This window comes from Streptomyces sp. NPDC057474, assembly GCF_042802555.1.
In the GTDB taxonomy this organism is placed as follows: Bacteria; Actinomycetota; Actinomycetes; order Streptomycetales; family Streptomycetaceae; genus Streptomyces.
Map to the genome: position 1 here is coordinate 28,213 of NZ_JBHVDX010000038.1, position 19,800 is coordinate 48,012.

Genomic DNA, 19,800 nt, shown 5'->3' on the forward strand with positions numbered 1-19,800 from the left:
CGGCCCGTCGTGCCACGCCTGCGCGGCTCTGGCGACCTGCGCCAGATCGTCGGTATCGCCCTCGACGAGTGCCATGCTCCGGGACGACTCCTCACCGCGGAGCGACGACCGCCGTTCGGACACCATGAGCTGACGAACAGCGGGTTGCGGTGCGGGAGCGTGCTCTCGACAGCGGCATGCATCAAGGGGTCGGAGGCCGAGGACGCGTCAGGTGCGGAGAAGAAGCCCTCTCCCACGGCCGTTCGGGGCGCGGCGGCGAGGCTGCCCTGAGCCGCGACGCCGGGATTCGGAACAGCTGGATCGGGGCGTGTGACCATGACCGGTCATTGTGCAGCAGGCGCGGGGTGGTGCACGGCCGCCCTTCCCTGTTCCGTCGCAACTACCCGCCGCCGTACGAAGATCAGGTGTCTGCATAGGGTGGGGCCTGTGAGAACCAGCGACACCGGTGAGGCCGTCGCGTACCAGAGCGCGACCGAGGGGGAGACCGCCGTCCGATGAACCAGATCCTGTTTGCCGGGGCCATCGGCCTGTTTCTGACGCTGATCGGCACACCGCTGCTGATCAAGCTGCTGGCCCGGAAGGGCTACGGGCAGTACATCCGTGACGACGGCCCACGCGGCCACGCCGGGAAGCGCGGCACCCCCACGATGGGCGGCATCGCCTTCATCCTGGCCACCCTCGTCGCCTACGCCTCGACCAAGGTCATCACCGGTGAGAGCCCGACGTACCCCGGTTTCCTGGTGTTGTTCCTGATGGCGGGCATGGGGGTGGTCGGGTTCCTCGACGACTACATCAAGATCGTGAAGCGGCGTTCGCTGGGACTGCGGGCCGGGGCGAAGATGGCCGGTCAGCTGATCGTCGGCATCGTGTTCGCCCTTCTCGCCATCCGGTTCGCGGACGACCGCGGCCAGACGCCGGCCTCCCTGAAGCTGTCGTTCGTCACCGACTTCGGCTGGACCATCGGGCCGGTCCTGTTCGTCGTATGGGCCCTGTTCATGATCCTGGCCATGTCGAACGGGGTGAACCTGACCGACGGTCTGGACGGCCTCGCCACCGGCGCGTCGGTCATGGTCTTCGGCGGCTACACCTTCATCGGCCTGTGGCAGTTCCAGAACTCGTGCGCCAACGCCATGGAACTCACCGACCCCGCCTCCTGCATAGAGGTACGCGATCCGCTCGACCTCGCCGTCATCGCCGCCGCGTTGATGGGCGCCTGCTTCGGGTTCCTCTGGTGGAACACCTCGCCCGCCAAGATCTTCATGGGCGACACCGGGTCCCTAGCTCTCGGCGGTGCGCTCGCCGGCCTTGCCATCTGCTCCCGCACCGAACTGCTCCTCGCCATCCTCGGCGGGCTCTTCGTCCTGATCACCCTGTCGGTGGTCATCCAGGTCGGCTCGTTCAAACTGACCGGCAAGCGTGTCTTCCGAATGGCCCCGCTCCAGCACCACTTCGAACTCAAGGGCTGGTCCGAAGTCCTCGTCGTGGTCCGCTTCTGGACCATCCAGGGCATATGCGTGATCGCCGGCCTCGGTCTGTTCTACGCGGGGTGGGCCGCGGGCTGAGTCGGACGAGCGTCGGGTTCAGGTGGTGGCCTGTCGGGCGTACACCTCGATCTCGATCTTCATACGGGGGTCGGCCAGGCCGCGCATGAGCATCGTGGCGGCCGGTCGCACCTCCTCGAAGGCGGGGCGCAGGACCGGCCGGCAGGGCTCGAAGTCGTCGCGGTCGGGCAGCAGGCACCGCACCGGCACCACATCGGCGAAGGTGCACTCCGCCTCGGCCGGCGCGGCCTCGATATTCAGTCGGCCGGGTCCTGGCGCGGAGAATGCCCGGTGCGCCGAGCCCTCCGCGCTAAGAGGCGCTCGACGCCAGCCGGAACACCACGTTCCGCCGCAACGGCCCCTCCGGCACGCCGGGGTCGTCGAAGTCGTCGGAGGGGTCTCGGGTCATGCCGAGGCGGCGCATCACCGCCTGGGAGCGGAGGTTGGTGGCGGTGGTCACCGCGAGGATCTCGGGGAGACGGAGGTGTTCGAAGCCGAAGTCCACGACCACTCGCGCGGCCTCTGTTGCGTAAGCGTGGCCCCACGCCGTACGCGCCGGTCGCCGGCCCGCCTCCACTCCGGAGAACGGCATGTCCTCGTCCACCGGGTCCAGCCCGGTGAATCCGATGAACTCGCCCGTGGCGCGCACCTCCACGGCCCACCAGCCCCAGCCCCGCCGGTCGAGGTCGGCCTGGAAGCGGGCGGCGGACGCCTCGCTCTGTTCGCTCGTGAGGACACCCGGAAAGCACTCCCGCACCTCCGGATCGGCGTTCAGGGCCGCCCAGGGGGCGAGGTCGGACTCCTGCCAGTCGCGCAGGAGGAGACGATCGGTTCGCAGTTCGGACATCGCGCCAACCTGACGCGATCATGGAACGGGAGCGATCGAATATCCGGGCCGGACAAGGCAGTTGCCGCTACGGGCCGTCGGCGCCAGAGGGGTCGGTGTCGCCGGTCGTGGGGGGAAGAGTCGTTGGACGGCGGTGACGACGGCGGCTTCGGCGCCCGCTACACCGAGGCCCACGTGCCCACCTGGATCTGACGCGACCAGGGCCGGCGCCGCCTCGCCTAGAGCCCGCCACTCGCTCCCAACCCGCACCGCACCGCCCGTAGATGTTCGGCCAGTGGGCCGAGGCCCACGTCGTGACGGCGTTCGTCGACGGTCTCGGGGTGGCGGATGGGGTACGGGAAGAGGGTGCCGGGATTGATGCGGGTGCCGTAGAACTGGGGCTGGTTCAGGGCGACGGCGCAGTGGTCGGCGATATAGGCGTGGTGCACGGCGGGGCAGCGGCCGTCCGCGACGGCCTCGGCGATCAGGTCGCGGCAGGTGAGCTGGAAGCCGAGGTCGGGGGAGTGCAGGAGGATCATCAGGGCCGCCGTGGAGGCGGGCTCGCCGACCGACTCCGCGGTGGGCCAGCCGTGGCGGGCGACGATCGCGCGGAGGGCGTCCCCGTTTCCGGCGTGGCACTCGGCGATGCGGCCGCGGGCCTGCGCGGTGGGCGCGGAACGGGCCTCGTGGGCCAGCCGCCGCTCGTCCTCGGCCCTGCGGATCAGCTCGGCGGCGATGACGCGCTTGCGGGGCGGCGCGGGGCCGGACGCGGGTTCCATGGCCGGGGCGCCCTTCACATCGGCTCCCGGACGGCGAGCGAGAACCACACCTTCTTGCCCACCTCACCCGGTTCCGGCGGATCGGTGCCCCAGTCGTCGGCCGACGCGGCGACGATGAACAGCCCGCGGCCCGACTCGGCGGTCGGGCCCCCGGTTCGTGGCCGGCGCGGAGCGGGCGAGGGGTCGGCGAGCGTCACGCGCAGTTCGCGCACGGCGCATTCGAGGGCGACGGCGACGGTGCCGACGGGATCGGCACCCGCGTGCCGGGCGTCGTGGGTGCTGTGGGTGCCGTGCGGGACTTTCACCACACCCCCTGGGTGCGCCGCCACCGTGCGCCCCACCCCGGCGGCGCACGCGGGGTGCGCGGGCACCTGCAGCTGGAGGAGACGGGATCTCCTGAGTGGGATCAAGGCAGCCTCACCGCGTCCGGGGAGCGGTCCACCCCGCCGGAGGGGGCGTCATGGACGCTCCACCCGGGGTCGTGCGCTGCTGCGGCAGGGTTTCGTCGGCGGGGCGCGCCGACACTGACTGCCGTCATCGGGTTCCTCCCGGTCCTTGAGGGTGCTGTTGTCGAAGACAACAGCACCGGCCACACAAAACACCAGGTGGTGGAGGGGTTGTGCGGTTGCGGGCGGGTAGTGGCGCGCGCTGTACAGGTTCCCCACCATGGTGAACGTCGACGAGAACCCGCTCCTTCGCGAGCGGTACTCCTCCGCCGGCCGGCCCGGCATGCGCGCCAAGAGGGTTGTGGTCGCCGGGGCAGCCGGGGTCTGGGCGCGGACGTCGTACGGCTCCCTCGCCGAGAGGGAGCTGGGCCCGGACCACATCCGCGTCAACGCCGTGTCACCGGGCTCGATGCTGATCCCCGGACGCCGCTGGGACCGTATGCGCCGGGAGGATCCGCAGGCGTACGACGCCTTCGTCGGGGCGGAACTGCCGTCCGGTGCCCCCGTCACTCCGCACGAGGTGGCACGCACGGTGGTGTTCCTGCTCTCCGACTGGGCGGCCGGAGTCTCCGGCGCCCATCTGACCGTGGACCGGGCCCAGAACGTGCCCTCGCCGGACGGCTATTGAGGCGCGCCCACCGTCAGGCGGCCGCCCCCAGCACCACCCGCGACCGGCGTTCGAAGTCCTGTACGAGGGGCTCGTGGCGTCGGGACGCCAGCCGGCCCCGGAAGTCGCGGAGGGCCTGGATGGACCGTTCGCTGTGCACACTGCTGAGCGCTTCGAGCGCGTCGGTGGCCGTGGCGATGGCCTCGTCGAGGCGGTTCTGCTGGAGATGGGCCGTCGCGAGGACGGACCGGCTGATGGCCTGGCGTCGGCGGCGGTCGGCGTGGGCGCGCACCGACTCGCCCGCCGTGTGCTCGGCCTGCGCGGCGAGGCCCAGGTCGCGGAAGCAGACGGCGGATTCGGCCTGGAGGTAGTGGTGGTCGAGGAACCGCACCCAGGGCGACTCCTGGGCGGCGCCCCGGCTCGCGTCGAGCTGCTTCTCGGCGGCGCGCAGGGCCTCGGCGGTCTCGCGGGGCCGGCCCAGTGCCGCGTGCCCCCGGGCGGACATGGCGTGCAGCCGCATCAGGCCGAGGGGGCTGCCCGAGTCCCTGGCGGTGGCGACCCCGGCCCGGGCCAGGGCCACGCCCTCGTCGGGGCGGCCCAGGTTGGTGGCCAGATGGGACAGCCCGGCCAGGATCTGCCCGCCCAGCACATGGTCGCGGCCCTCCGCGCAGAGCCGGAGCCCCTGCGTCATGTACCGCTGGGCCAGGCCGTACTCCCCGGCGTCGTACGAACTCCAGCCCGCCATGGCGGCCAGCCGGGCGGCGGCGGCGAACAGCTCGCGCCGGTGGTGCGGCGGCATGCCGCGCTGCTGGAGCAGTGGGATGACCTCGGTGGTGAGGTACTGCACGATGCTCGTACGGATACCGCCGCCCCCGTAGTGGTTGTCCATCTCGTCGAACATGCGGAGCATCGCGTGGACCTGCTCCACCGGCCCGCCGCCCGGCACCGGCGCGAGCCTGGGGGCGTCCCGGCTCTCCACCAGCCACAGCAGCCAGGCCCGCTGAGGGTTCGTCAGCGCGCCCGGCACGAACGGCACCGAACCGAGCAGACTGCGCCGCGAGATGTCGGTGGAGCCCAGCTCGGCCAGGGTGTGCAGGGTCTCCGCCACGTTCTCGACGTACATCAACGCCCGCCCCGTCACCGGTCGTCCGCGATCGAGCGGGAAACCGAGGTCGGCCGGAGCGAGCGCGCGGCCCAGCCGCTCGCCGAGAACCGCAGCGATCAACTCCGGTGTGTTTCCCCGCGGTTGCTGGCCCTGGAGCCAGCGGGTGACGGAGGCCTTGTCGTAGTTGGTCTCCGTACCTTGGCAGCGGCCCAGGTCATTGACCCGGAGAGCGAGGGACGCGTACGAGCAGCCCGCCTCCTTCAGGGCTGCCGCCAGCGGCTTGTTGGGCCCGCCCGTCCCCTTGACCGGGTTCCTTGGTAATCCGTTCGTCACGGCGGCCATCCAGGTGTCGCATCGTGTCGGCGCGCGGCTTGACCCCTGCCCGCCGTGGCGCCAACTCCTGGGCGGGCCGGAGGAGTTCGAGGGACGCTGTCCGCGATGTACGGCAGGTCGCTCGATCACTATGGTGGCCGAACAACTCAGCCCGCAACCTGCGTTCTGATAATTTCAGAACGAACGGCAAAGACCTGTCCGTGTCAACGGATCGCGTGGCACACTGCACGCTGTGAATCCCGCCCCGGGAGGTTGCACGTGAGTGAGACCCGCTCAGGAGGGAGTGCTCCTGCGGCGCCCACGGTCCTGCGCATGGTCCTCGGCAAACGGCTCCGGCAGCTGCGGGAGCAGGCCGGAGTCTCCTTCGACGACGCCGCCCGCGCCATCGAGGTCACCGCCCTGACCGTCCGCCGCATGGAGAAGGCCGAGGTCGGTCTCCGTATCCCTTATGTGAAGGAGCTGCTACGCACCTACGGGGTCACCGGCACCGAGATCGAGGGCTTCCTGGCCCTCGCCCGCGAGGCCAACCAGCCCGGCTGGTGGCACAAGTTCCGTGACGTGCTGCCCGAGTGGTTCAGCGCGTACGTGAGCCTGGAGAGCGAAGCCGCCGTCATCCGCCTCTACGAACCCCAGTACGTCCCCGGCCTGTTGCAGACCCACGACTATGCCGCCGCGCTGATGCGTGTCGGCTTCCCGAACGCGAGCCCCGAGGACGTCGACCGCCGCGTCGCGCTGCGCCTCAGGCGACAGGACCTGCTGGTCAAACCCGAGGCGCCGGCCGTCTGGGCCATCCTCGACGAGACCGTGCTGCGCCGGCCGGTGGGCGGCCCCGAGGTGATGCGGGCCCAGATCGACCGGCTCGTGGAGGCGACGGAACGGCCCAAGGTCAGGATCCAGATCATGCGGTTCGCGGCCGGACCCCACCCCGGGGCGTACGGCCCGTTCCACTACTTCCGTTTCGGCTTCTCCGAACTCCCCGACATCGTCTACACCGAGGGCCTCGCGGGCGCCCAGTACGTCGACCAGCCCGTGGACGTCGTGACCTACCTGGAGGTGCTGGACCGGATGTCCGTGCAGGCGGAACCGGTGGCTCGGACCAGGGACATCCTGGCGGCACTACGCAAGGAGTTGTGACAGATGGCAAGGACACCGGACGGCCCCGTCCACAGCGGCATGCCCGCTCCCGAACTCGGTGCCGAGGGCTGGCGCAAGCCCTGGAGCGGCACCAACGGCGGTTCCTGCGTCGAGGCCAAGCGCCTGCCCGACGGCAGCGTCGCCTTCCGTCAGTCCACCGACCCGGACGGCCCCGCCCTCGTCTACTCACGGGAGGAGATGGTGGCGTTCCTGGCGGGCGCCAAGGCAGGCGAGGCCGACTTCCTCATCGCCTGACGGCCACCCGGTCGCGCCCGCTCCGCCTCACCCGACGGCGCCCGGCCGCTCTGCTCCGCTTCGCCCGGCGGCCCTTCGGCCGCCTCGCGGATCACTACGCCCGCACAACCGGACAACCCGCACACGCACTCCCGTCACCTCCCGGCCGCGCACAGACTTGGGGTCACCACCCGACCGCGCCTGGGCTCGCGAGGTCGACACCCGCCGCGCACCACCCGAAGGGAGCGGCATGCGTACGCCGCCTCGTGTCCCGGGTCGAGCCATGCCGCCCGCCGGGCACGCCTGCCGGGCCGCTCCCGGGGGGCGGGGATGACCCCGCCGCCCGCACTCACCCGGTACCGGACCCTGATCATCGAGGGGCACCAAGGGCCCGGCCGGAACCGCCTGGTCGCCGAGCTGGCCCACCTGGGCTTCGAGGTCCGGCACATGCCGCCCGCCCTCCACCACCTGGACCCGGCCCTGCCCTACCGCGAACTCCTCGCCGGCCCCGGCCGACTGGCCGTCGACGGGAATCTCATCGCGGAACTCGTCCACGGGCCGCTGCGCCGGGGCCGCTCCCGGGTCACCTGGATCGAGGCCCTGGACCTCGCCGACGCCGTGGCCGAACGCGACGGAGCCATGCTCCACCTGACCACGTCCGAGGCCACGGAGGCCGCCACCGCCTACGCCCGCGCCTTCCGCACCCTCGCCCAGCACGTACCCGTGGTGACCCTCGACGTCGGCGAGCCGGGCCGTCCCATCCGTGCCCCCGTCTCTCATCCGTCCCAACTCTGGCGCAACGCACGGCAGTTGACGATAGGTTAGCGACGACCACGCGATGTGAGGCAGGAGAGTTCCCATGGCAGACGGCCACCCCACTCCCGATCAGGAAGCCCTGTCGAAGATCGACACCACGGTGCCGCACTCGGCCCGCATCTGGAACTACTGGATGGGCGGCAAGGACAACTACGAGGTCGACCGCGAGGCGGGCGACGCCTACCGCGAGATCGCCCCCAACATCGAGACGATGGCCCGTGCCTCCCGCGTCTACCTCATCCGCACGGTCACCTTCGTGGCCCGCGAGCGCGGAATCCGCCAGTTCCTGGACATCGGCACCGGCCTTCCGACGTACGACAACACCCATCAGGTCGCCCAGAAGGTCGCCCCGGAGTCCCGCATCGTCTACGTCGACAACGACCCGCTGGTACTGCGGCACGCGCAGGCGCTGCTCACCAGCACCCCCGAAGGGGGCACCGACTACGTCGACGCCGACCTGCACGACCCGGACACCATCCTCGAAGCGGCCGGGAAGATCCTCGACTTCAGTAAGCCGGTGGCCCTGATGCTGATGGGCATCCTCGGCCACATCCAGGACTACGAGGAGGCCAAGGACATCGTCCGCCGCCTCCAGGCCGCCCTGCCGCCGGGCAGCTACTTCGTCCACTACGACAGCACGGACACCGACGCCGAACTCAAGCGAGCCCAGGACGGCTACGACGACACCGGCGCGGTCCCGTACGTCCTGCGCAGCCCCCGGCAGCTGCACGCCTATTACGAGGGCCTGGAGCTGCTGGAGCCCGGCATCGTGTCCTGCCCGCTGTGGCGCCCGGAACCGGGCACGGACCCGGAGCCGACGGACGTGTACGGGGGCGTGGCCTACAAGGCGTAGCAACACCGGCCCGGCGCGGGCGCATTGGGCGACGCGGGAGCACGCCGTGACGGCCGTGTACTCCTGGGTACTTCGGGTAGGCCCCCCGCATGACCGGCCCCGCCGACTTCGACCGGCAGGTTCTCGACGCGGTGGAGAGCCTGGTGCCGCTCTGGTTCTCGGCCGTCGAGGACGTCACCCCTCGGCTGTCCCCGAGACAGATCCTGGCGCTCCGGGCGGTGCGCCGGGGCCCCGAGCTGAACCTGACAGCCCTGGCGGAGCAGCTCGGTGTCGGGCTGCCCACGGCCAGTCGGCTCTGTGACCGACTCGAAGCGGCCGGCCTGCTCCAGCGGTGCGTACGGGTCGACGACCGGCGCGAGGTGCGTCTGGTGGTGACAGAGCGCGGACACGGGTTCCTCGGTGCCGTCACCGAGCGCCTGTCGGCACGTCTCGGCGACGCCCTGGCGGCGATGCCACCGGCGGAACGTGCGCGTGTCGAGCAGGTGCTGCGCGCTCTGGGGGCACCCGTCAGGTGAGCTGCGCCGTGACGCGCCCCGCGTCGCTGTGCACATGGCAGAGCAGCAGGCAGACGTCGTCCTCGTGCTCGTCGTCCAGCAAGGGGTGGAGGAGCTGGTCGGCCGATTCCTCGAGGTCGTCGTCGAGCGTGGCGGGCGGGAGCGCTCCGAGCGTGGTGGCCAACTGTTCGATGCCCGGGTCGATGCCCTGGGCCCGGCGTTCCACCAGTCCGTCCGTGTAGAGCGCCAGGGTCGAGCCGGCCGGCAACGGGACGGTGTGGTCGGCGATCTCCTGGCGGAGGGGGATGCCGAGCATCGCGCCGGGCTTGGCGTCCAGGATCCGCACCTGCCCGTCGGGCGCGCGCAGCACCGGCGGCGGATGTCCCGCGGCGGCCCAGGTGAGGGTGGGCTCCTGCGGATGGAACCGGGCGATGACGGCGGTGGCGTACAGGTCGGGCTGCAGATGGTGCAGGAACAGATGGAGATGGGTGAGGAGCTGGCCGGGGGTCTTTCCTTCCACCGCGTAGGCGCGCAGCGCGGTCCGCAACTGGCTCATCATCACCGCGGCGTGCAGACCGTGCCCGGTGACGTCGCCGATCACCGTGATCAGGCTGCCGTCGGGCTGGCGGAAGGCGTCGTACCAGTCGCCGCCGATGTTCAGGCCCCGGGTGGCCGGCAGATAGCGCGCGGCCAGTCGGAGTCCCGGGGTGGTGGGCAACTCGGTGAGCAGGGCGCGTTGCAGGGTCTCGGCGATGTCGCGGTTGTGCTCGAAGCGCCGGGCGTTCTCCAGGGCGACACCGGCCCGCCGGGCCAGCTCGATCAGCATGAAGGCGTCGTCGGCGTCCCAGCGCTCGTCGTCGGGCGGTGACAGCGTCAGCACGCCCAGGGGCGCGCGCCGGGTCATCAGGGGTACACACAGCAGCGGCCGGGTGGGGTCGAGCGCCGAGGGCGGCTGGTCGTCGACTCCGGGCAGTCCGCCGGGGTGGTCGGCGGCGTACTGGGGCCGCCCGCGGCGGGCCGCGACGACGGCGGCGGCCGGACGCGGGCCGCCGCGGGCCACGTCGTCCTCCCCGTCGAACAGCCATACGTCGGCGGTGCGGGCGTACCGGGGCACCAGGAGGGTGGGCAGCAGCCGCACGATCGCGTCGGGGTTGAGGGACGCGGTCAGGGCGGCGCTGGCGTCGGCGAGGAAGGTGAGCCGACCGCGCGCGTTCTCGGCCTCCCTGCGCGCCTTCTGCTCGGCGGCGAAGAGTTCGCGCTGCGCGACACCGGCCGCGTCCAGCTCGGCGTGCAGGGCCAGGACACCCTGGTTGGTCTGGTGCAGCTCCTCGCGATGGAACGCGACCAGCGCCTCCTGCTCGTCGAGCTTCTCCAGCAGCAGCGCGGCGTCCTCGTCGGCCCCGAACAGGGCTTCCGCGAACGTCACCGGATCACCGGCCACATGCTCGCTGTCCGGCAGCCGCGCTTCTTCCGAGCAGGTGACCGTCAGCCGCCACGGCTGCCGGAACTCCCCCGGCCGCCGGTTCGCCGACGTCACTTCGACCAGGAACCGGCTGCCGCCGGGCCGCGCCGTGGTGGCCCGCGCGGTCAGCAGCCACGCGCCTCCCTTGGTGAGGCACTGCCGCAGCTGCGCGGTGAGCACGGACACCAGCCGGGCCCGGTCGGTCGGGGCGACCCCGTACGAGGTGGCCAGCCGCGCGGTGGCGATACGGGCCCGCGCGGCGTCGGTGACGGAACTGACATGCCAGGTACGGGTCATGGGAGGCGGTCCGACGGGGAGGGGCTCAGTACGGCGACGGTGGTGTCGTCGCGTACCGGCCGGGCGGGGCTGCTCGCGTCGCGCACGATCACGGCGGCGATCACAGCGGGGTCGAGGGAGGGGCTGTGGGCGGCGGGGCCCGGACTCCAGCGGCTGGGCAGGCCGTCGCTGTGCAGCACGAGAAGGCAGTCGTCCCCCCAGGCCACCTCGTGCTGCGGGAGACGGGCGGCCCGGTGGGCGCCGACTATGCCGGGCCGCGACAGCAACGGTTGCCAGTTCGCGCCGGTGCGCAGCCGCGCCCCGATGTTGCCGATGCCGGCGAACAGCAACTGTCCTGCGGCGACGTCGAGTTGGGCGACGGCGACGGCCGCGCCCCGGGTGTCACGCAGCGCGCCCTCCAGCCGCCGCAGCAGCTGTGCGGGAGGCAGTTCGGGTGCGCGGTACAGCTGCTCCACGGCCGCCGAGGAGGCACGGGCCGCCGCCAGGCCGTGGCCCAGGCCGTCGGCCAGCATCATCGTGGTGAGGTCGCCCGTCCGGACCCAGGCCCAGGCGTCGCCGGAGAAGTCCGCGCCGGCGAAGGGGATGTTGACGCCTCCGGCGCGCACGGCCGGGGCGGGGGAGGGGGCCGGGCCGCCCCGGCGTCCGGGCCGGGCGCCGAGCCGCGCCAGGGCGATGGTGCCCCGGCCGACCGTGCTGTGCAGGTCGAAGTCGTCGGCGACCCGGCGGCAGGTGCCGAGGCCCGCGCCGAGCGAGGACGTCGTCGAGAAACCGTCACGCAGCGCGCCCGCCACGTCACGCATGCCCGGCCCGTGGTCGATCGCCACGATCTGCACCATGGGGGCCGCGCCGTCCGCCCGCTCCGGCGCGGGGCGGGACACGACGTCCAGCAGTATCAGCCCGCCACCGGCGTGCTTGAGCAGATTGGTCGCCAGCTCGGTGGCCACCAGCGCGCAACCGGCGGCGCGGCCCTCGTCCAGCCCGGCCCGCGCCGCCGCGGCCTCGGCGGCCACCCGGGCGTCCCGCACCCGGGTCGAGTCGTGCACCGGAACCTCCCAGACGCGCGGCATCACCGCTCCTCGCGCGGGCGCGGCGCACCCGACATCCAGGACGTCACCGTGACCGTGGTGCCCGAGCCGGGGCGGCTGTCGATCGCGAACTCGTGGACCAGCCGCCGGGCGCCGCCCAGCCCCATCCCCAGGCCCTCGCCGGAGGTGTAGCCGTCGAGGAGGGCCTGGTCGAGGTCCGCGATGCCGGGCCCCTCGTCGCTGAACGCCAGGCGCAGACCCCGTGCGCCGCCCCTGTCCACCGGAGCGCACTCCATCTGGCCCCCGCCGCCGTGGACCAGGGTGTTGCGGGCCAGCTCGCTGGCCGCGGTGACGAGTTTGGTCTGCTCGACCAGACCGAAGCCGAGCTGGGCGGCCGCCTGCCGCACATGCTGACGTACCCACACCAGATCGAGGTCCGAGTGGATCGGCAGGCAGGCGGAGATGCCGCCGGCGGTCTGCATCACGGACTCTCCTGGCGGGCGTGCCCTCGGCGGGGGAAGGTCGGGTCCGGTTCGCCGAGGAGGCGCAGCGCGTCCTCGGTGCTGAGCGCGGTACGCAGTCCCGGCAGGGTCAGACCCAGCTCCACCAGCGTGATCGCCACGGCCGGGCGCATGCCCGCCACCACCGTCGCGGCGGCGAGCAGACTCGTCTGGGCGGCGATGTCGCCGAGCACCCGGCCCAGGAACGAGTCGACCATCTCCACACCGGAGAGGTCGATGACGACACCCGTGGCGCCGCTGCGCGCGACCGTGTCGCTGATGTCCTGCTGGAGCTGCTCCGCCGCGCCGTCGTGCAGATCGCCCTGGAGCGACACCAGGAGGACGCTGCCGAGCTTGAGCACGGGTACGGGTGCCCCGTACGAGGACGGTCCGCCGTACGCGGCGAAGAGATCGCCGCTCACCTGTGCCCCGAACCGGCGCCGTCGCGGGACACGATGTCCGTGCCCAGCTTCCCCAACGCGTAGGCCAGGGCGTCCGCGAGGCTCGTGCGGGTGAGCACCGAGCTGAGGTCGATGCCCAGATGGACGATGGTCTGCGCGATCGGCGGCCGGATGCCGGAGACGATGCACTCGGCTCCCATCAGCCGCGCCGCCGCCACGGTCTTCATGAGGTGCTGGGCCACCAGGGAGTCGACGGTCGGGACCCCGGTGATGTCCAGGATGGCGAACCGAGCGTGCTGCTCGACGATCGAGTCGAGGAGCCGCTCCATCACCACCTGGCTGCGCGCGCTGTCCAGCGTGCCGATCAGAGGGACGGCGACAACCCCCTCCCACAGGCTGATCACCGGCGTGGCGACCTCCATCAGCTGCAGCCGCTGGCGGTGGATGAGCTCCTCGCCCTCGCTGAGCGCCGTCTCCAGCACCACCAGACGCAGGGTGCCCATCAGGACCGTCAGGGTCGTGGTGCACTCACGCAGGTGCGTGGCCGGCGCGGCGGCGAACTCGGCGACGAGCAGCTCGGTGACGGACGGCCGCAGCGCGTCCACCTCGGCGGAGATCTGCGTGACGCTGGAACCGGCCCGCGCCCGGGAGGCGGCCGTCCGCGCGAGCTGCTCGCGAACGACGTGGAAGCCGCCGGACTCCGCGTCCTCGACGCTGTCCGAGGCGGCCACGGCGGCGAGCGCGTCCACCACGGCTCGGCCCGCCTCCACCGCCTCGTCGCGGGAGTGGGTGAAAACGGTACGGAACAGTGCGGCGTCGGCCCATCGCTGAGCGATCTGTTCCTGGCGGTTGCGCAGGAAGTCCGCCACCTCCTGCGCCGGTGTCACCTGCTGGCCTGCCGTGTCCTGTTCCGGCACGGGTGTCTCCTCACATGCTGGCGCGCCTCCCCGCTTCGGGAAACGACTGGTGGGCTTCGGGAAACGACTGGTGGGCGATTTCATCGGTGGGGCCGGCCGGCCTCCCCTCGGCCGAACCAGTCGAGACAGACCACGAGTGCGTCGTCGTCCGCCATGGGCGTGCCGCGATGATCTGAGAGCTCCCTGAGCACCGCGCCGGGGACATCGGCGGGGGGCAGCAGACGTGTGGCGTTGACCGCCCGGGCCAGCGCCCGTTCCCCGTACGTCTCCCCACCGGGCGTGGCGACGGAGTACACCCCGTCGCTCACGAAGACGAGCCGGTCGCCCGGTTCGATCGTCAACTCCTGGGCGATGTAGTCCGTTTCCTCGAACATGCCCAGCGGCAGCTGCGCGTCGAGGGCGACCGAGCCGACGGTCCGGTCGCGCAGCAACAGCATCCGCGGGGAGCCCGCGTCGACGACCTGCAGGCGCCCGGTGGCCAGGTCCAGATCCAGCAGGAGCACCGACAGATGGAGGGCTCCGCCGTACTGGGCGTGGACGGCCTGGTCGGCGAGGGCCGCCTGGTCGGCGATGGGGATGCCGGCCCGGCGGGCGTTGCGCAGCGCGTTGATCCCCAGATTGGTCAGCAGGGAGGCCTCGATGCCCTCGCCCATGCCGTTGGTGATGTACAGCATCAGGTGGTCGGCGTCGGCGGACCAGTCGAAGTTGTCGCCGAAGATGGCGTAGGCGGGCTCCAGCTGGCCGCCGAGCGCGTACTCGGGGCACGTGGAGGAACGGCCCGGCAGCAGCTGCCACTGCATCTCCGCCGCCAGGGTCAGACGGCTGGAGCGCCGCGCCCGGACAAAGAGATCGGTGTCCCGCTCCGCGACGACCAGCTCGTGTCCCAGAACCTGGGCGAGCTCTGCCAGTTCGGCGAGGCACTCGTCGGCGTGCGCGGCCGACGGCAGAGTCAGGCGCAGCACGCCCAGCCGGTCACCGCGCACGGTGACCGGCAGATGCACCCGCACCCGCCCGTCGGCGTGCTTCTCCACGTACGGCTCCTGCGCCCCGAACGCCCGGCCGGTCGGACCGCCGTGCATCGGCAGGGGCTCCGGCGGGTTCGGGTGCGTGGCAACGGGCCGCAGCGCGGTGAGTGAGTAGTCGGCCAGATAGAGCTCGACGTCCCACGCCGACCAGTCGTCGCTCAGTACGTCGCGGACCGCGTCCACCAGGTGGTGCGGAGCAGCGGAGCGAAGCGCTCGTTCGGCTGCCACGAATCTGTTCACGATGTCGGATACGCCATTCTTTCCACAGCGACGGCGCGGCTCCCGCGCTGCCGCGGACGCCGTCCGTCGGTACTTGAGCAGAGGTAACTGGGGTTATGCGTGCTTTGTGTGCCCTGGCGGGCTGACAGTGTTCGAGAAGCCTGCAAGAGTGGGCGCGTGACTTCCTCCGCCTCGCAGCCGCGGCCGGACGAGGTGGCGCGAGTGACCTCCGAGGCGGCCGAGCTGCTGGAGGTCCTGTGGGGGCGCGCCTCGACGGCGCCGGTGTCCGCCTCCCAGATCCGCGTGCTGTTCATCCTGGAGCACAGCGACGGCATCAATCTGCGGATGCTCGCCGACGCCCTCGGCTCCACGCCACCCTCCACCAGCCGGCTGTGCGACCGCCTGGAAGCGGTGGGCTTCGTCGAGCGCCACGCCAGTACGGCCAGCAGACGCGAGCTGTGTCTGCGGCTCAGCCGACGCGGACGGTCCTTCCTGGTGGACGTGCGTGCCCGCCGTGAACGTGCCCTGCGGTCCGTGCTGGAGCAGATGCCGGCCGGGAAGCGGACCGTGCTGCTGGAGGGGCTGGAGGCGTTCTGCGCCGCCGCTGCGGCACAGATCCACGAGGGCGACGCCACCGACGCCCGGAGCGCCTGACCGCCGCGGACCCGATCCCGGTCCGACAGCCTCATCCCAACCCTTCCCACGCTCTGGCCCCGGCTCACTCTGTTGCTTCCGGCCATAGTTGTCAAACGACAACTGTTGGCCGTGCAAGCGCCCCGCCGCGCCGACGGATTACGCCAAGTGGCGCTGCCGGTCGGCGCGTTGGCAACGGCTATTTCTCCGCCGGAGGTTCGTCCGGGTGCCGGGCGACCTGCCCGGAGTCCACGGCGGCCAGTGCCTCGTCCACGCTGTCCACCGTGGCCACGGTGAGGCTGACGCCGGTGAGATCGAGTATCCGCCGCACGGCCGGCGCCGGGGCGATGACGTACACGCCGCCCGGGATCCGCCGCACCTCCTGATACGTCCGCAGGATGATGTTCATGCCGGACGAGTCCATGAACGGGACGGCCGACACGTCCAACAGGAAATGCCGTCGGCCGTGGCGCAGTTGGTTCGCCAGGTGATGTTGCAGCTCGGTCGCCGTGTCGATGTCCAGTTCCCCCTCGATCGTGAGCAGCACGGCGTCGTCCCGAGGCAGATCGACCTTGATGGACAGGGGATTCTGGGCAACGGACACGAGAGCCTCCACAGGCGCTACCGATCGGGACGGGTGCCCGATTCACGGATTCGACGCATCGCCCGGCGATGCGCCCGTGCGCATACCCGCGAATCGTCCCTACACACGGGCCCCGATCAGGCGACTCCGGGTTCCAGCAGCCCCGCGCGCAGCCGCTTGATGATGCGGCTGATCAGCCGGGACACATGCATCTGGGACACCCCGAGCTGCTCGGCGATCTGCGACTGGGTCTGTTCCTCCACGAACCGCAGATGAAGGATGCGCCGCTCACGGTCGTCGAGCTCGGCGATCAGCGGCGCCAACGAGTGGAAGTCCTCGACGAGTTCCAGCGACGGGTCCTCCTCGCCGATGAGGTCGCCCAGCACGGCGTCGCCGTCCTCGCCGCCGTCGGAGGTGAGCGCCGCGTCGAGCGAGGAGGTGTTGTAGCCGTTGGACGCCTTGCGCGCCTCGACGACCTCCTGCTCGGACAGGGACATCAGCTCGGACAGCTCACGCGTCGTCGGCATCCGGCCCAGCCGGGACTGCAGCTCGTCCGTCGCGCGGGCCAGCTCCACCCGCGCCTCCTGCAGCCGTCGCGGCACATGCACCGCCCAGCTTGTGTCCCGGAAGAACCGCTTGATCTCGCCGACGATGTACGGCACGGCGAACGTGGTGAACTCCACCTCCCGGGACAGATCGAACCGGTCGATGGCCTTGATCAGCCCGATGGTCCCGACCTGGACGATGTCCTCCAGGGAGTCCTCACGGCCGCGGAAGCGCGAGGCCGCGTACCGCACGAGCGACAGGTTCATCTCGATGAGCGTGTTGCGCACGTACTGATACGTGTGCGTGCCCTCGTCCAACATGGCCAGCCGGTCGAAGAACTGCCGCGACATCTCCCGCGCGTCCTTCGGCCTGACCTGCGACGGGTCCTCGATCAGGGGCAGGCCCACCCCGTCGGTCATGACCCTCCCCCGTGCCGTGGCCGTTGTACGTGCCGTCACGGCTGCCATGCTGTCCACCCCTCTCGCCTGAAGCCTTGCTGCCACCCCACGCTTGCCCCGCTATCCGCGACTCAGTCCAACTCGGCCGCGAAAGGGACCGTGTTGCTCCCCACTCTGGCCGGAAGTCGCCGCCACCCCCGACGGCGGGGGGACCACCGGGGCTGGCGATCCGTCACGACGAATGCCCGCATCGTCGTTTGTCCACGGAATCGCGGGGCAAGCGGAGTTCCACGCCTCCGGATCGGAGGCACGCCGGCGGGAGCGGTCTTCCGCGCACGGGCCTTGGTCGCCCACCCACCGTTCCCCGCCGCAAGTCCCTGAAAGCGTCGTTCAGGAGCGATTTCCCATGCTGGTCAATGTGTCCGCAAACGGCTCAGGCACGTCCGTTCGTCCCGGAACCCCCGACAGGAGGACGCACGACGACGCCCCCGACACCGCCACCGCCTTCGCCCGGCTCACGGCGATGGACGCGGGACCCGAACGCGACCACGTACGAGACGAACTCGTCCGGGCCTGGCTGCCCATGGCGCACCGCATCGCCGGGCGCTTCCGCAACCGCGGCGAGTCGCTGGAGGACCTGCGCCAGGTCGCCGCGATGGGCCTGGTCAAGGCGGTGGACCGCTACGAACCCGAGCGGGGGGCGTTCGAGAGCTACGCCGTGCCCACCATCACCGGCGAGATCAAGAGGCACTTCCGCGACCGGATGTGGACGCTCCGCGTCCCGCGGCGGGTCCAGGACCTCCGCAACAAGGTACGTGTGGCGCGCCGCGAACTCAGCCAGACCTCCGGTGGCGCCGCCGAGCCCTCGGTCGCCGACATCGCCGCCCTCGCGGGGCTCACGGAGGAAGAGGTCAACGCCGGGATGGAGGCGCTCGACAGCTTCAGCGCCCTGTCGCTGGACGCCGAGATGTCCTCCGGCGACGACGGCTACAGCCTCGCCGACACCCTCGGCGCGCCCGACACCGCGTACGACGTCGTCGTGGACCGGGAGGCGGTCAAGCAAGGGCTGCGCCGACTGCCCGAACGCGAGCGCGCCATCCTCTACATGCGCTTCTTCGAGGACATGACGCAGAACCGCATCGCCGACCGCCTCGGCATCTCCCAGATGCACGTCTCCCGCCTCATCAGCCGCAGCTGCGCCCGCGTCCGCGAGGAGGCCCTCGGCCGGACCACGCCGTCTCCCTGAGCCTCTGCCGCCTCATCCCTCCGCCACCTGTCGTCGTCAGATCATCCAGGAGCGAAACAGATGCTGATGCCCCATCCCGCGACCCTGCGCAGGCTCGTCGAGGAGTACGAGTCACTCGTGGCCCATGAGGGCGAGCAGAACGATCCCCAGACCGCTCGCCGCGCGCAGGACCTGGCGTACACGTTGTGCGTGTCCACGGGCACCCGCGACCTTCGCCAGGCCCTGGAAACGGCACGCGGGCAGCTCGCCGCCGCGCAGGCGACCGCGACCGCGGAGCTGTGCGGGAACCGCGTGGGACTCCCCGCGGAACTCGACAGCCATGGTCCGGGCGCGAGCGGGTATGCGGCGCTTCATGAACAGTGATGAGCCGAGCTGTCCCGAGTCGTCGACCCCGCACACACCATGATGCCGATGGAACGCCACCCGCTCGTGAACCACGACACCGCTCCCGTGGAGGGACCTTCCGCCCGGGCGGTGTGGCCGCCGGTGGCCATCACCACCGCCGCGGCGGCCCGCCGCTACGTGCGGGCGTTCGTGGGGGAGCGGTGGCGTTCCTCGGACGGGCCGCCGACCGAGCAGTCGATGATCGATCTCATTCTCGTCGTCTCCGAACTGGTCACGAACGCACTCCGGCACGGTGGCGGCGTCGCCGGCTTCGACGTCGCCCTCACGCCTGAGGGCGTGCGGCTGAGCGTGCGGGACTACAGCGCCGCCGTGCCCGTGGGCCTCCACGGGCCCGGCGTGCTGCCCCGCGCCCACGAGGGCAACGGATACGGATGGCCGCTGATCAACCGGCTGTCCAGCGCGGTCGACGTCGAGCGCCGCGCGGCCGGCGGCAAGACGATCAACGTGTCGGTGCCGCTGGCCTGACGCTTCACCAGGGCAGGAAGACGTGAACGTCCTTGCCGTGGTCGTGTACCACCACGCTCACCTCGTCGCACAGCGTGTGGATCAGATACCAGCCGATGCCGCCGCCGCCCTTGCTGGGACTGAAGGGGCGCGGCGCGGGCGATGTCGTGCTCGTGTCTCCCAGCGTCACATGGACCCCGTCGAGAGTGCGACGCATCGTCAGCTCGAAGCGCCCCGGAGCGTACTGCACCGCGTTGGCGGCCAGCTCCGTGACCACCAGCAGGATGTCGTCCCAGTGCTCGACGGCCGCCGGCGGTGAGGTGCGCGCGAGGGCGCCCAGGAACCCCTCGGCGGCCGCACGGGCCCCCGTCACGTCGCCGAGCGCTCCGTCGAAGGCGGCGTGGCTGTCGTAAATCTCCTCGGCAGGCAGTTTGTCGTCCCTACGTGGCTCTGTTGCCATCTCGTCTTCCCCGGCTCGGCTGCTTGAGGCGGACGCGATGTCGCGTTCTCCTCCGTCGCTCGTGTTTCCCG

24 protein-coding genes and 1 pseudogene are annotated in these 19,800 nt (G+C 71.5%); 11 read left to right on the forward strand and 14 right to left on the reverse strand.

Going from position 1 to position 19,800, the window contains the following annotated elements; genetic code table 11:
- Positions 1–494 precede the first annotated feature (494 nt).
- A complete protein-coding gene (gene mraY, locus ACFU53_RS14020; RefSeq protein WP_383990631.1) occupies positions 495–1,562 on the forward strand; it encodes a phospho-N-acetylmuramoyl-pentapeptide-transferase in 1,068 nt (355 codons plus the stop codon).
- An 18-nt stretch (positions 1,563–1,580) separates the two neighbouring features.
- Here mraY and ACFU53_RS14025 read toward each other — a convergent pair.
- The 4 genes and pseudogenes from ACFU53_RS14025 to ACFU53_RS14040 all read right to left on the reverse strand — a co-directional run.
- Positions 1,581–1,799 (reverse strand): annotated as a pseudogene (locus ACFU53_RS14025) (Rid family hydrolase); the annotation flags it as partial.
- Positions 1,800–1,851: 52 nt separating this feature from the next.
- A complete protein-coding gene (locus tag ACFU53_RS14030; protein ID WP_383990634.1) occupies positions 1,852–2,388 on the reverse strand; it encodes a GNAT family N-acetyltransferase in 537 nt (178 codons plus the stop codon).
- Positions 2,389–2,606: 218 nt separating this feature from the next.
- Positions 2,607–3,146, reverse strand: coding sequence for a DUF6624 domain-containing protein (locus tag ACFU53_RS14035; protein ID WP_383990637.1), 540 nt, complete (start codon positions 3,144–3,146; stop codon positions 2,607–2,609).
- A 14-nt stretch (positions 3,147–3,160) separates the two neighbouring features.
- A complete protein-coding gene (locus tag ACFU53_RS14040; RefSeq protein WP_383990640.1) occupies positions 3,161–3,454 on the reverse strand; it encodes an ATP-binding protein in 294 nt (97 codons plus the stop codon).
- A gap of 358 nt (positions 3,455–3,812) precedes the next feature.
- On the opposite strand from ACFU53_RS14040, the gene ACFU53_RS14045 reads away from it, so the two are divergent.
- Entirely contained in the window at positions 3,813–4,220 is a 408-nt protein-coding gene (locus ACFU53_RS14045) for an SDR family oxidoreductase (RefSeq protein WP_383990643.1), read from the forward strand.
- Between the two features lie 13 nt (positions 4,221–4,233).
- Here ACFU53_RS14045 and ACFU53_RS14050 read toward each other — a convergent pair whose 3' ends face one another.
- Positions 4,234–5,646 (reverse strand): hypothetical protein, encoded by a 1,413-nt coding sequence (locus ACFU53_RS14050; protein ID WP_383990646.1) that lies wholly within the window; start codon positions 5,644–5,646, stop codon positions 4,234–4,236.
- 303 nt (positions 5,647–5,949) lie between these two features.
- Between ACFU53_RS14050 and ACFU53_RS14055 the strand changes: the two genes are divergently transcribed.
- From ACFU53_RS14055 to ACFU53_RS14075, 5 genes are all read left to right on the forward strand, one after another.
- Positions 5,950–6,771, forward strand: a complete 822-nt coding sequence (locus ACFU53_RS14055) for a helix-turn-helix domain-containing protein (RefSeq protein WP_383990710.1) — start codon at positions 5,950–5,952, stop codon at positions 6,769–6,771.
- A 3-nt stretch (positions 6,772–6,774) separates the two neighbouring features.
- Positions 6,775–7,026: a DUF397 domain-containing protein gene (locus tag ACFU53_RS14060; RefSeq protein WP_383990649.1), complete on the forward strand. Its 252-nt coding sequence runs from the start codon at positions 6,775–6,777 to the stop codon at positions 7,024–7,026.
- 309 nt (positions 7,027–7,335) lie between these two features.
- Positions 7,336–7,830 carry a hypothetical protein gene (locus tag ACFU53_RS14065; protein WP_383990652.1) on the forward strand — a complete coding sequence of 165 codons (495 nt, stop codon included), beginning with the start codon at positions 7,336–7,338 and terminating at the stop codon, positions 7,828–7,830.
- A gap of 34 nt (positions 7,831–7,864) precedes the next feature.
- On the forward strand, positions 7,865–8,674 hold the full coding sequence (locus ACFU53_RS14070; RefSeq protein WP_383990655.1) for an SAM-dependent methyltransferase: 810 nt from the start codon (positions 7,865–7,867) through the stop codon (positions 8,672–8,674).
- Positions 8,675–8,763: 89 nt separating this feature from the next.
- Positions 8,764–9,189, forward strand: a complete 426-nt coding sequence (locus ACFU53_RS14075) for a MarR family winged helix-turn-helix transcriptional regulator (RefSeq protein ID WP_383990658.1) — start codon at positions 8,764–8,766, stop codon at positions 9,187–9,189.
- On the opposite strand, the gene ACFU53_RS14080 is transcribed toward ACFU53_RS14075, so the two are convergent.
- From ACFU53_RS14080 to ACFU53_RS14105, 6 genes are all read right to left on the reverse strand, one after another.
- Positions 9,182–10,927 (reverse strand): PP2C family protein-serine/threonine phosphatase, encoded by a 1,746-nt coding sequence (locus tag ACFU53_RS14080; RefSeq protein WP_383990661.1) that lies wholly within the window; start codon positions 10,925–10,927, stop codon positions 9,182–9,184. The genes ACFU53_RS14075 and ACFU53_RS14080 overlap by 8 nt on opposite strands.
- Positions 10,924–11,994: a SpoIIE family protein phosphatase gene (locus ACFU53_RS14085; RefSeq protein WP_383990663.1), complete on the reverse strand. Its 1,071-nt coding sequence runs from the start codon at positions 11,992–11,994 to the stop codon at positions 10,924–10,926. Before ACFU53_RS14085 ends, ACFU53_RS14080 begins: the two co-directional genes overlap by 4 nt.
- On the reverse strand, positions 11,994–12,434 hold the full coding sequence (locus ACFU53_RS14090; protein ID WP_383990713.1) for an anti-sigma regulatory factor: 441 nt from the start codon (positions 12,432–12,434) through the stop codon (positions 11,994–11,996). The genes ACFU53_RS14085 and ACFU53_RS14090 overlap by 1 nt, the downstream gene beginning before the upstream one ends.
- Positions 12,434–12,874 carry an STAS domain-containing protein gene (locus tag ACFU53_RS14095; RefSeq protein ID WP_383990666.1) on the reverse strand — a complete coding sequence of 147 codons (441 nt, stop codon included), beginning with the start codon at positions 12,872–12,874 and terminating at the stop codon, positions 12,434–12,436. The genes ACFU53_RS14090 and ACFU53_RS14095 overlap by 1 nt, the downstream gene beginning before the upstream one ends.
- Positions 12,871–13,770: an STAS domain-containing protein gene (locus ACFU53_RS14100; protein ID WP_383990669.1), complete on the reverse strand. Its 900-nt coding sequence runs from the start codon at positions 13,768–13,770 to the stop codon at positions 12,871–12,873. Before ACFU53_RS14100 ends, ACFU53_RS14095 begins: the two co-directional genes overlap by 4 nt.
- 80 nt (positions 13,771–13,850) lie before the next feature.
- On the reverse strand, positions 13,851–15,035 hold the full coding sequence (locus ACFU53_RS14105) for a PP2C family protein-serine/threonine phosphatase (protein ID WP_383990672.1): 1,185 nt from the start codon (positions 15,033–15,035) through the stop codon (positions 13,851–13,853).
- Between the two features lie 156 nt (positions 15,036–15,191).
- Here ACFU53_RS14105 and ACFU53_RS14110 point away from each other — a divergent pair, with 156 nt between their 5' ends.
- Positions 15,192–15,668 (forward strand): MarR family winged helix-turn-helix transcriptional regulator, encoded by a 477-nt coding sequence (locus ACFU53_RS14110; protein ID WP_383990675.1) that lies wholly within the window; start codon positions 15,192–15,194, stop codon positions 15,666–15,668.
- A 178-nt stretch (positions 15,669–15,846) separates the two neighbouring features.
- Here the strand turns inward: ACFU53_RS14110 and ACFU53_RS14115 are convergent, their stop codons facing one another.
- The gene (locus tag ACFU53_RS14115; RefSeq protein WP_383990678.1) at positions 15,847–16,251 is read right to left on the reverse strand and encodes an STAS domain-containing protein; all 405 of its coding nucleotides are present in this window, start codon (positions 16,249–16,251) and stop codon (positions 15,847–15,849) included.
- Positions 16,252–16,367: 116 nt separating this feature from the next.
- Positions 16,368–17,195 (reverse strand): RNA polymerase sigma factor SigF, encoded by an 828-nt coding sequence (locus tag ACFU53_RS14120; RefSeq protein ID WP_383990680.1) that lies wholly within the window; start codon positions 17,193–17,195, stop codon positions 16,368–16,370.
- A gap of 385 nt (positions 17,196–17,580) precedes the next feature.
- On the opposite strand from ACFU53_RS14120, the gene ACFU53_RS14125 reads away from it, so the two are divergent.
- From ACFU53_RS14125 to ACFU53_RS14135, 3 genes are read left to right on the forward strand one after another with little or no spacing between them, the layout of a single operon-like run.
- Complete coding sequence (locus tag ACFU53_RS14125; RefSeq protein WP_383990683.1) at positions 17,581–18,420, forward strand: SigB/SigF/SigG family RNA polymerase sigma factor; 840 nt, start codon at positions 17,581–17,583, stop codon at positions 18,418–18,420.
- Between the two features lie 60 nt (positions 18,421–18,480).
- Positions 18,481–18,783: a DUF5133 domain-containing protein gene (locus ACFU53_RS14130; RefSeq protein WP_383990686.1), complete on the forward strand. Its 303-nt coding sequence runs from the start codon at positions 18,481–18,483 to the stop codon at positions 18,781–18,783.
- Between the two features lie 48 nt (positions 18,784–18,831).
- On the forward strand, positions 18,832–19,290 hold the full coding sequence (locus ACFU53_RS14135) for an ATP-binding protein (RefSeq protein ID WP_383990689.1): 459 nt from the start codon (positions 18,832–18,834) through the stop codon (positions 19,288–19,290).
- Positions 19,291–19,294: 4 nt separating this feature from the next.
- Here ACFU53_RS14135 and ACFU53_RS14140 read toward each other — a convergent pair whose 3' ends face one another.
- Complete coding sequence (locus ACFU53_RS14140; protein WP_383990692.1) at positions 19,295–19,729, reverse strand: ATP-binding protein; 435 nt, start codon at positions 19,727–19,729, stop codon at positions 19,295–19,297.
- Between the last annotated feature and the right edge of the window lie 71 nt (positions 19,730–19,800).

Coding starts and splice junctions, on each gene's coding strand:
- ACFU53_RS14075 (WP_383990658.1), top strand. CDS start 8,764: ATGACCGGCCCCGCCGACTTCGACCGGCAGGTTCTCGACGCGGTGGAG.
- ACFU53_RS14035 (WP_383990637.1), bottom strand. CDS start 3,146: ATGGAACCCGCGTCCGGCCCCGCGCCGCCCCGCAAGCGCGTCATCGCC.
- ACFU53_RS14130 (WP_383990686.1), top strand. CDS start 18,481: ATGCTGATGCCCCATCCCGCGACCCTGCGCAGGCTCGTCGAGGAGTAC.
- ACFU53_RS14030 (WP_383990634.1), bottom strand. CDS start 2,388: ATGTCCGAACTGCGAACCGATCGTCTCCTCCTGCGCGACTGGCAGGAG.
- ACFU53_RS14135 (WP_383990689.1), top strand. CDS start 18,832: ATGGAACGCCACCCGCTCGTGAACCACGACACCGCTCCCGTGGAGGGA.
- ACFU53_RS14080 (WP_383990661.1), bottom strand. CDS start 10,927: ATGACCCGTACCTGGCATGTCAGTTCCGTCACCGACGCCGCGCGGGCC.
- ACFU53_RS14085 (WP_383990663.1), bottom strand. CDS start 11,994: ATGCCGCGCGTCTGGGAGGTTCCGGTGCACGACTCGACCCGGGTGCGG.
- ACFU53_RS14060 (WP_383990649.1), top strand. CDS start 6,775: ATGGCAAGGACACCGGACGGCCCCGTCCACAGCGGCATGCCCGCTCCC.
- mraY (WP_383990631.1), top strand. CDS start 495: ATGAACCAGATCCTGTTTGCCGGGGCCATCGGCCTGTTTCTGACGCTG.
- ACFU53_RS14090 (WP_383990713.1), bottom strand. CDS start 12,434: ATGCAGACCGCCGGCGGCATCTCCGCCTGCCTGCCGATCCACTCGGAC.
- ACFU53_RS14125 (WP_383990683.1), top strand. CDS start 17,581: ATGCTGGTCAATGTGTCCGCAAACGGCTCAGGCACGTCCGTTCGTCCC.
- ACFU53_RS14140 (WP_383990692.1), bottom strand. CDS start 19,729: ATGGCAACAGAGCCACGTAGGGACGACAAACTGCCTGCCGAGGAGATT.
- ACFU53_RS14070 (WP_383990655.1), top strand. CDS start 7,865: ATGGCAGACGGCCACCCCACTCCCGATCAGGAAGCCCTGTCGAAGATC.
- ACFU53_RS14065 (WP_383990652.1), top strand. CDS start 7,336: ATGACCCCGCCGCCCGCACTCACCCGGTACCGGACCCTGATCATCGAG.
- ACFU53_RS14050 (WP_383990646.1), bottom strand. CDS start 5,646: ATGGCCGCCGTGACGAACGGATTACCAAGGAACCCGGTCAAGGGGACG.
- ACFU53_RS14055 (WP_383990710.1), top strand. CDS start 5,950: ATGGTCCTCGGCAAACGGCTCCGGCAGCTGCGGGAGCAGGCCGGAGTC.
- ACFU53_RS14045 (WP_383990643.1), top strand. CDS start 3,813: ATGGTGAACGTCGACGAGAACCCGCTCCTTCGCGAGCGGTACTCCTCC.
- ACFU53_RS14120 (WP_383990680.1), bottom strand. CDS start 17,195: ATGACCGACGGGGTGGGCCTGCCCCTGATCGAGGACCCGTCGCAGGTC.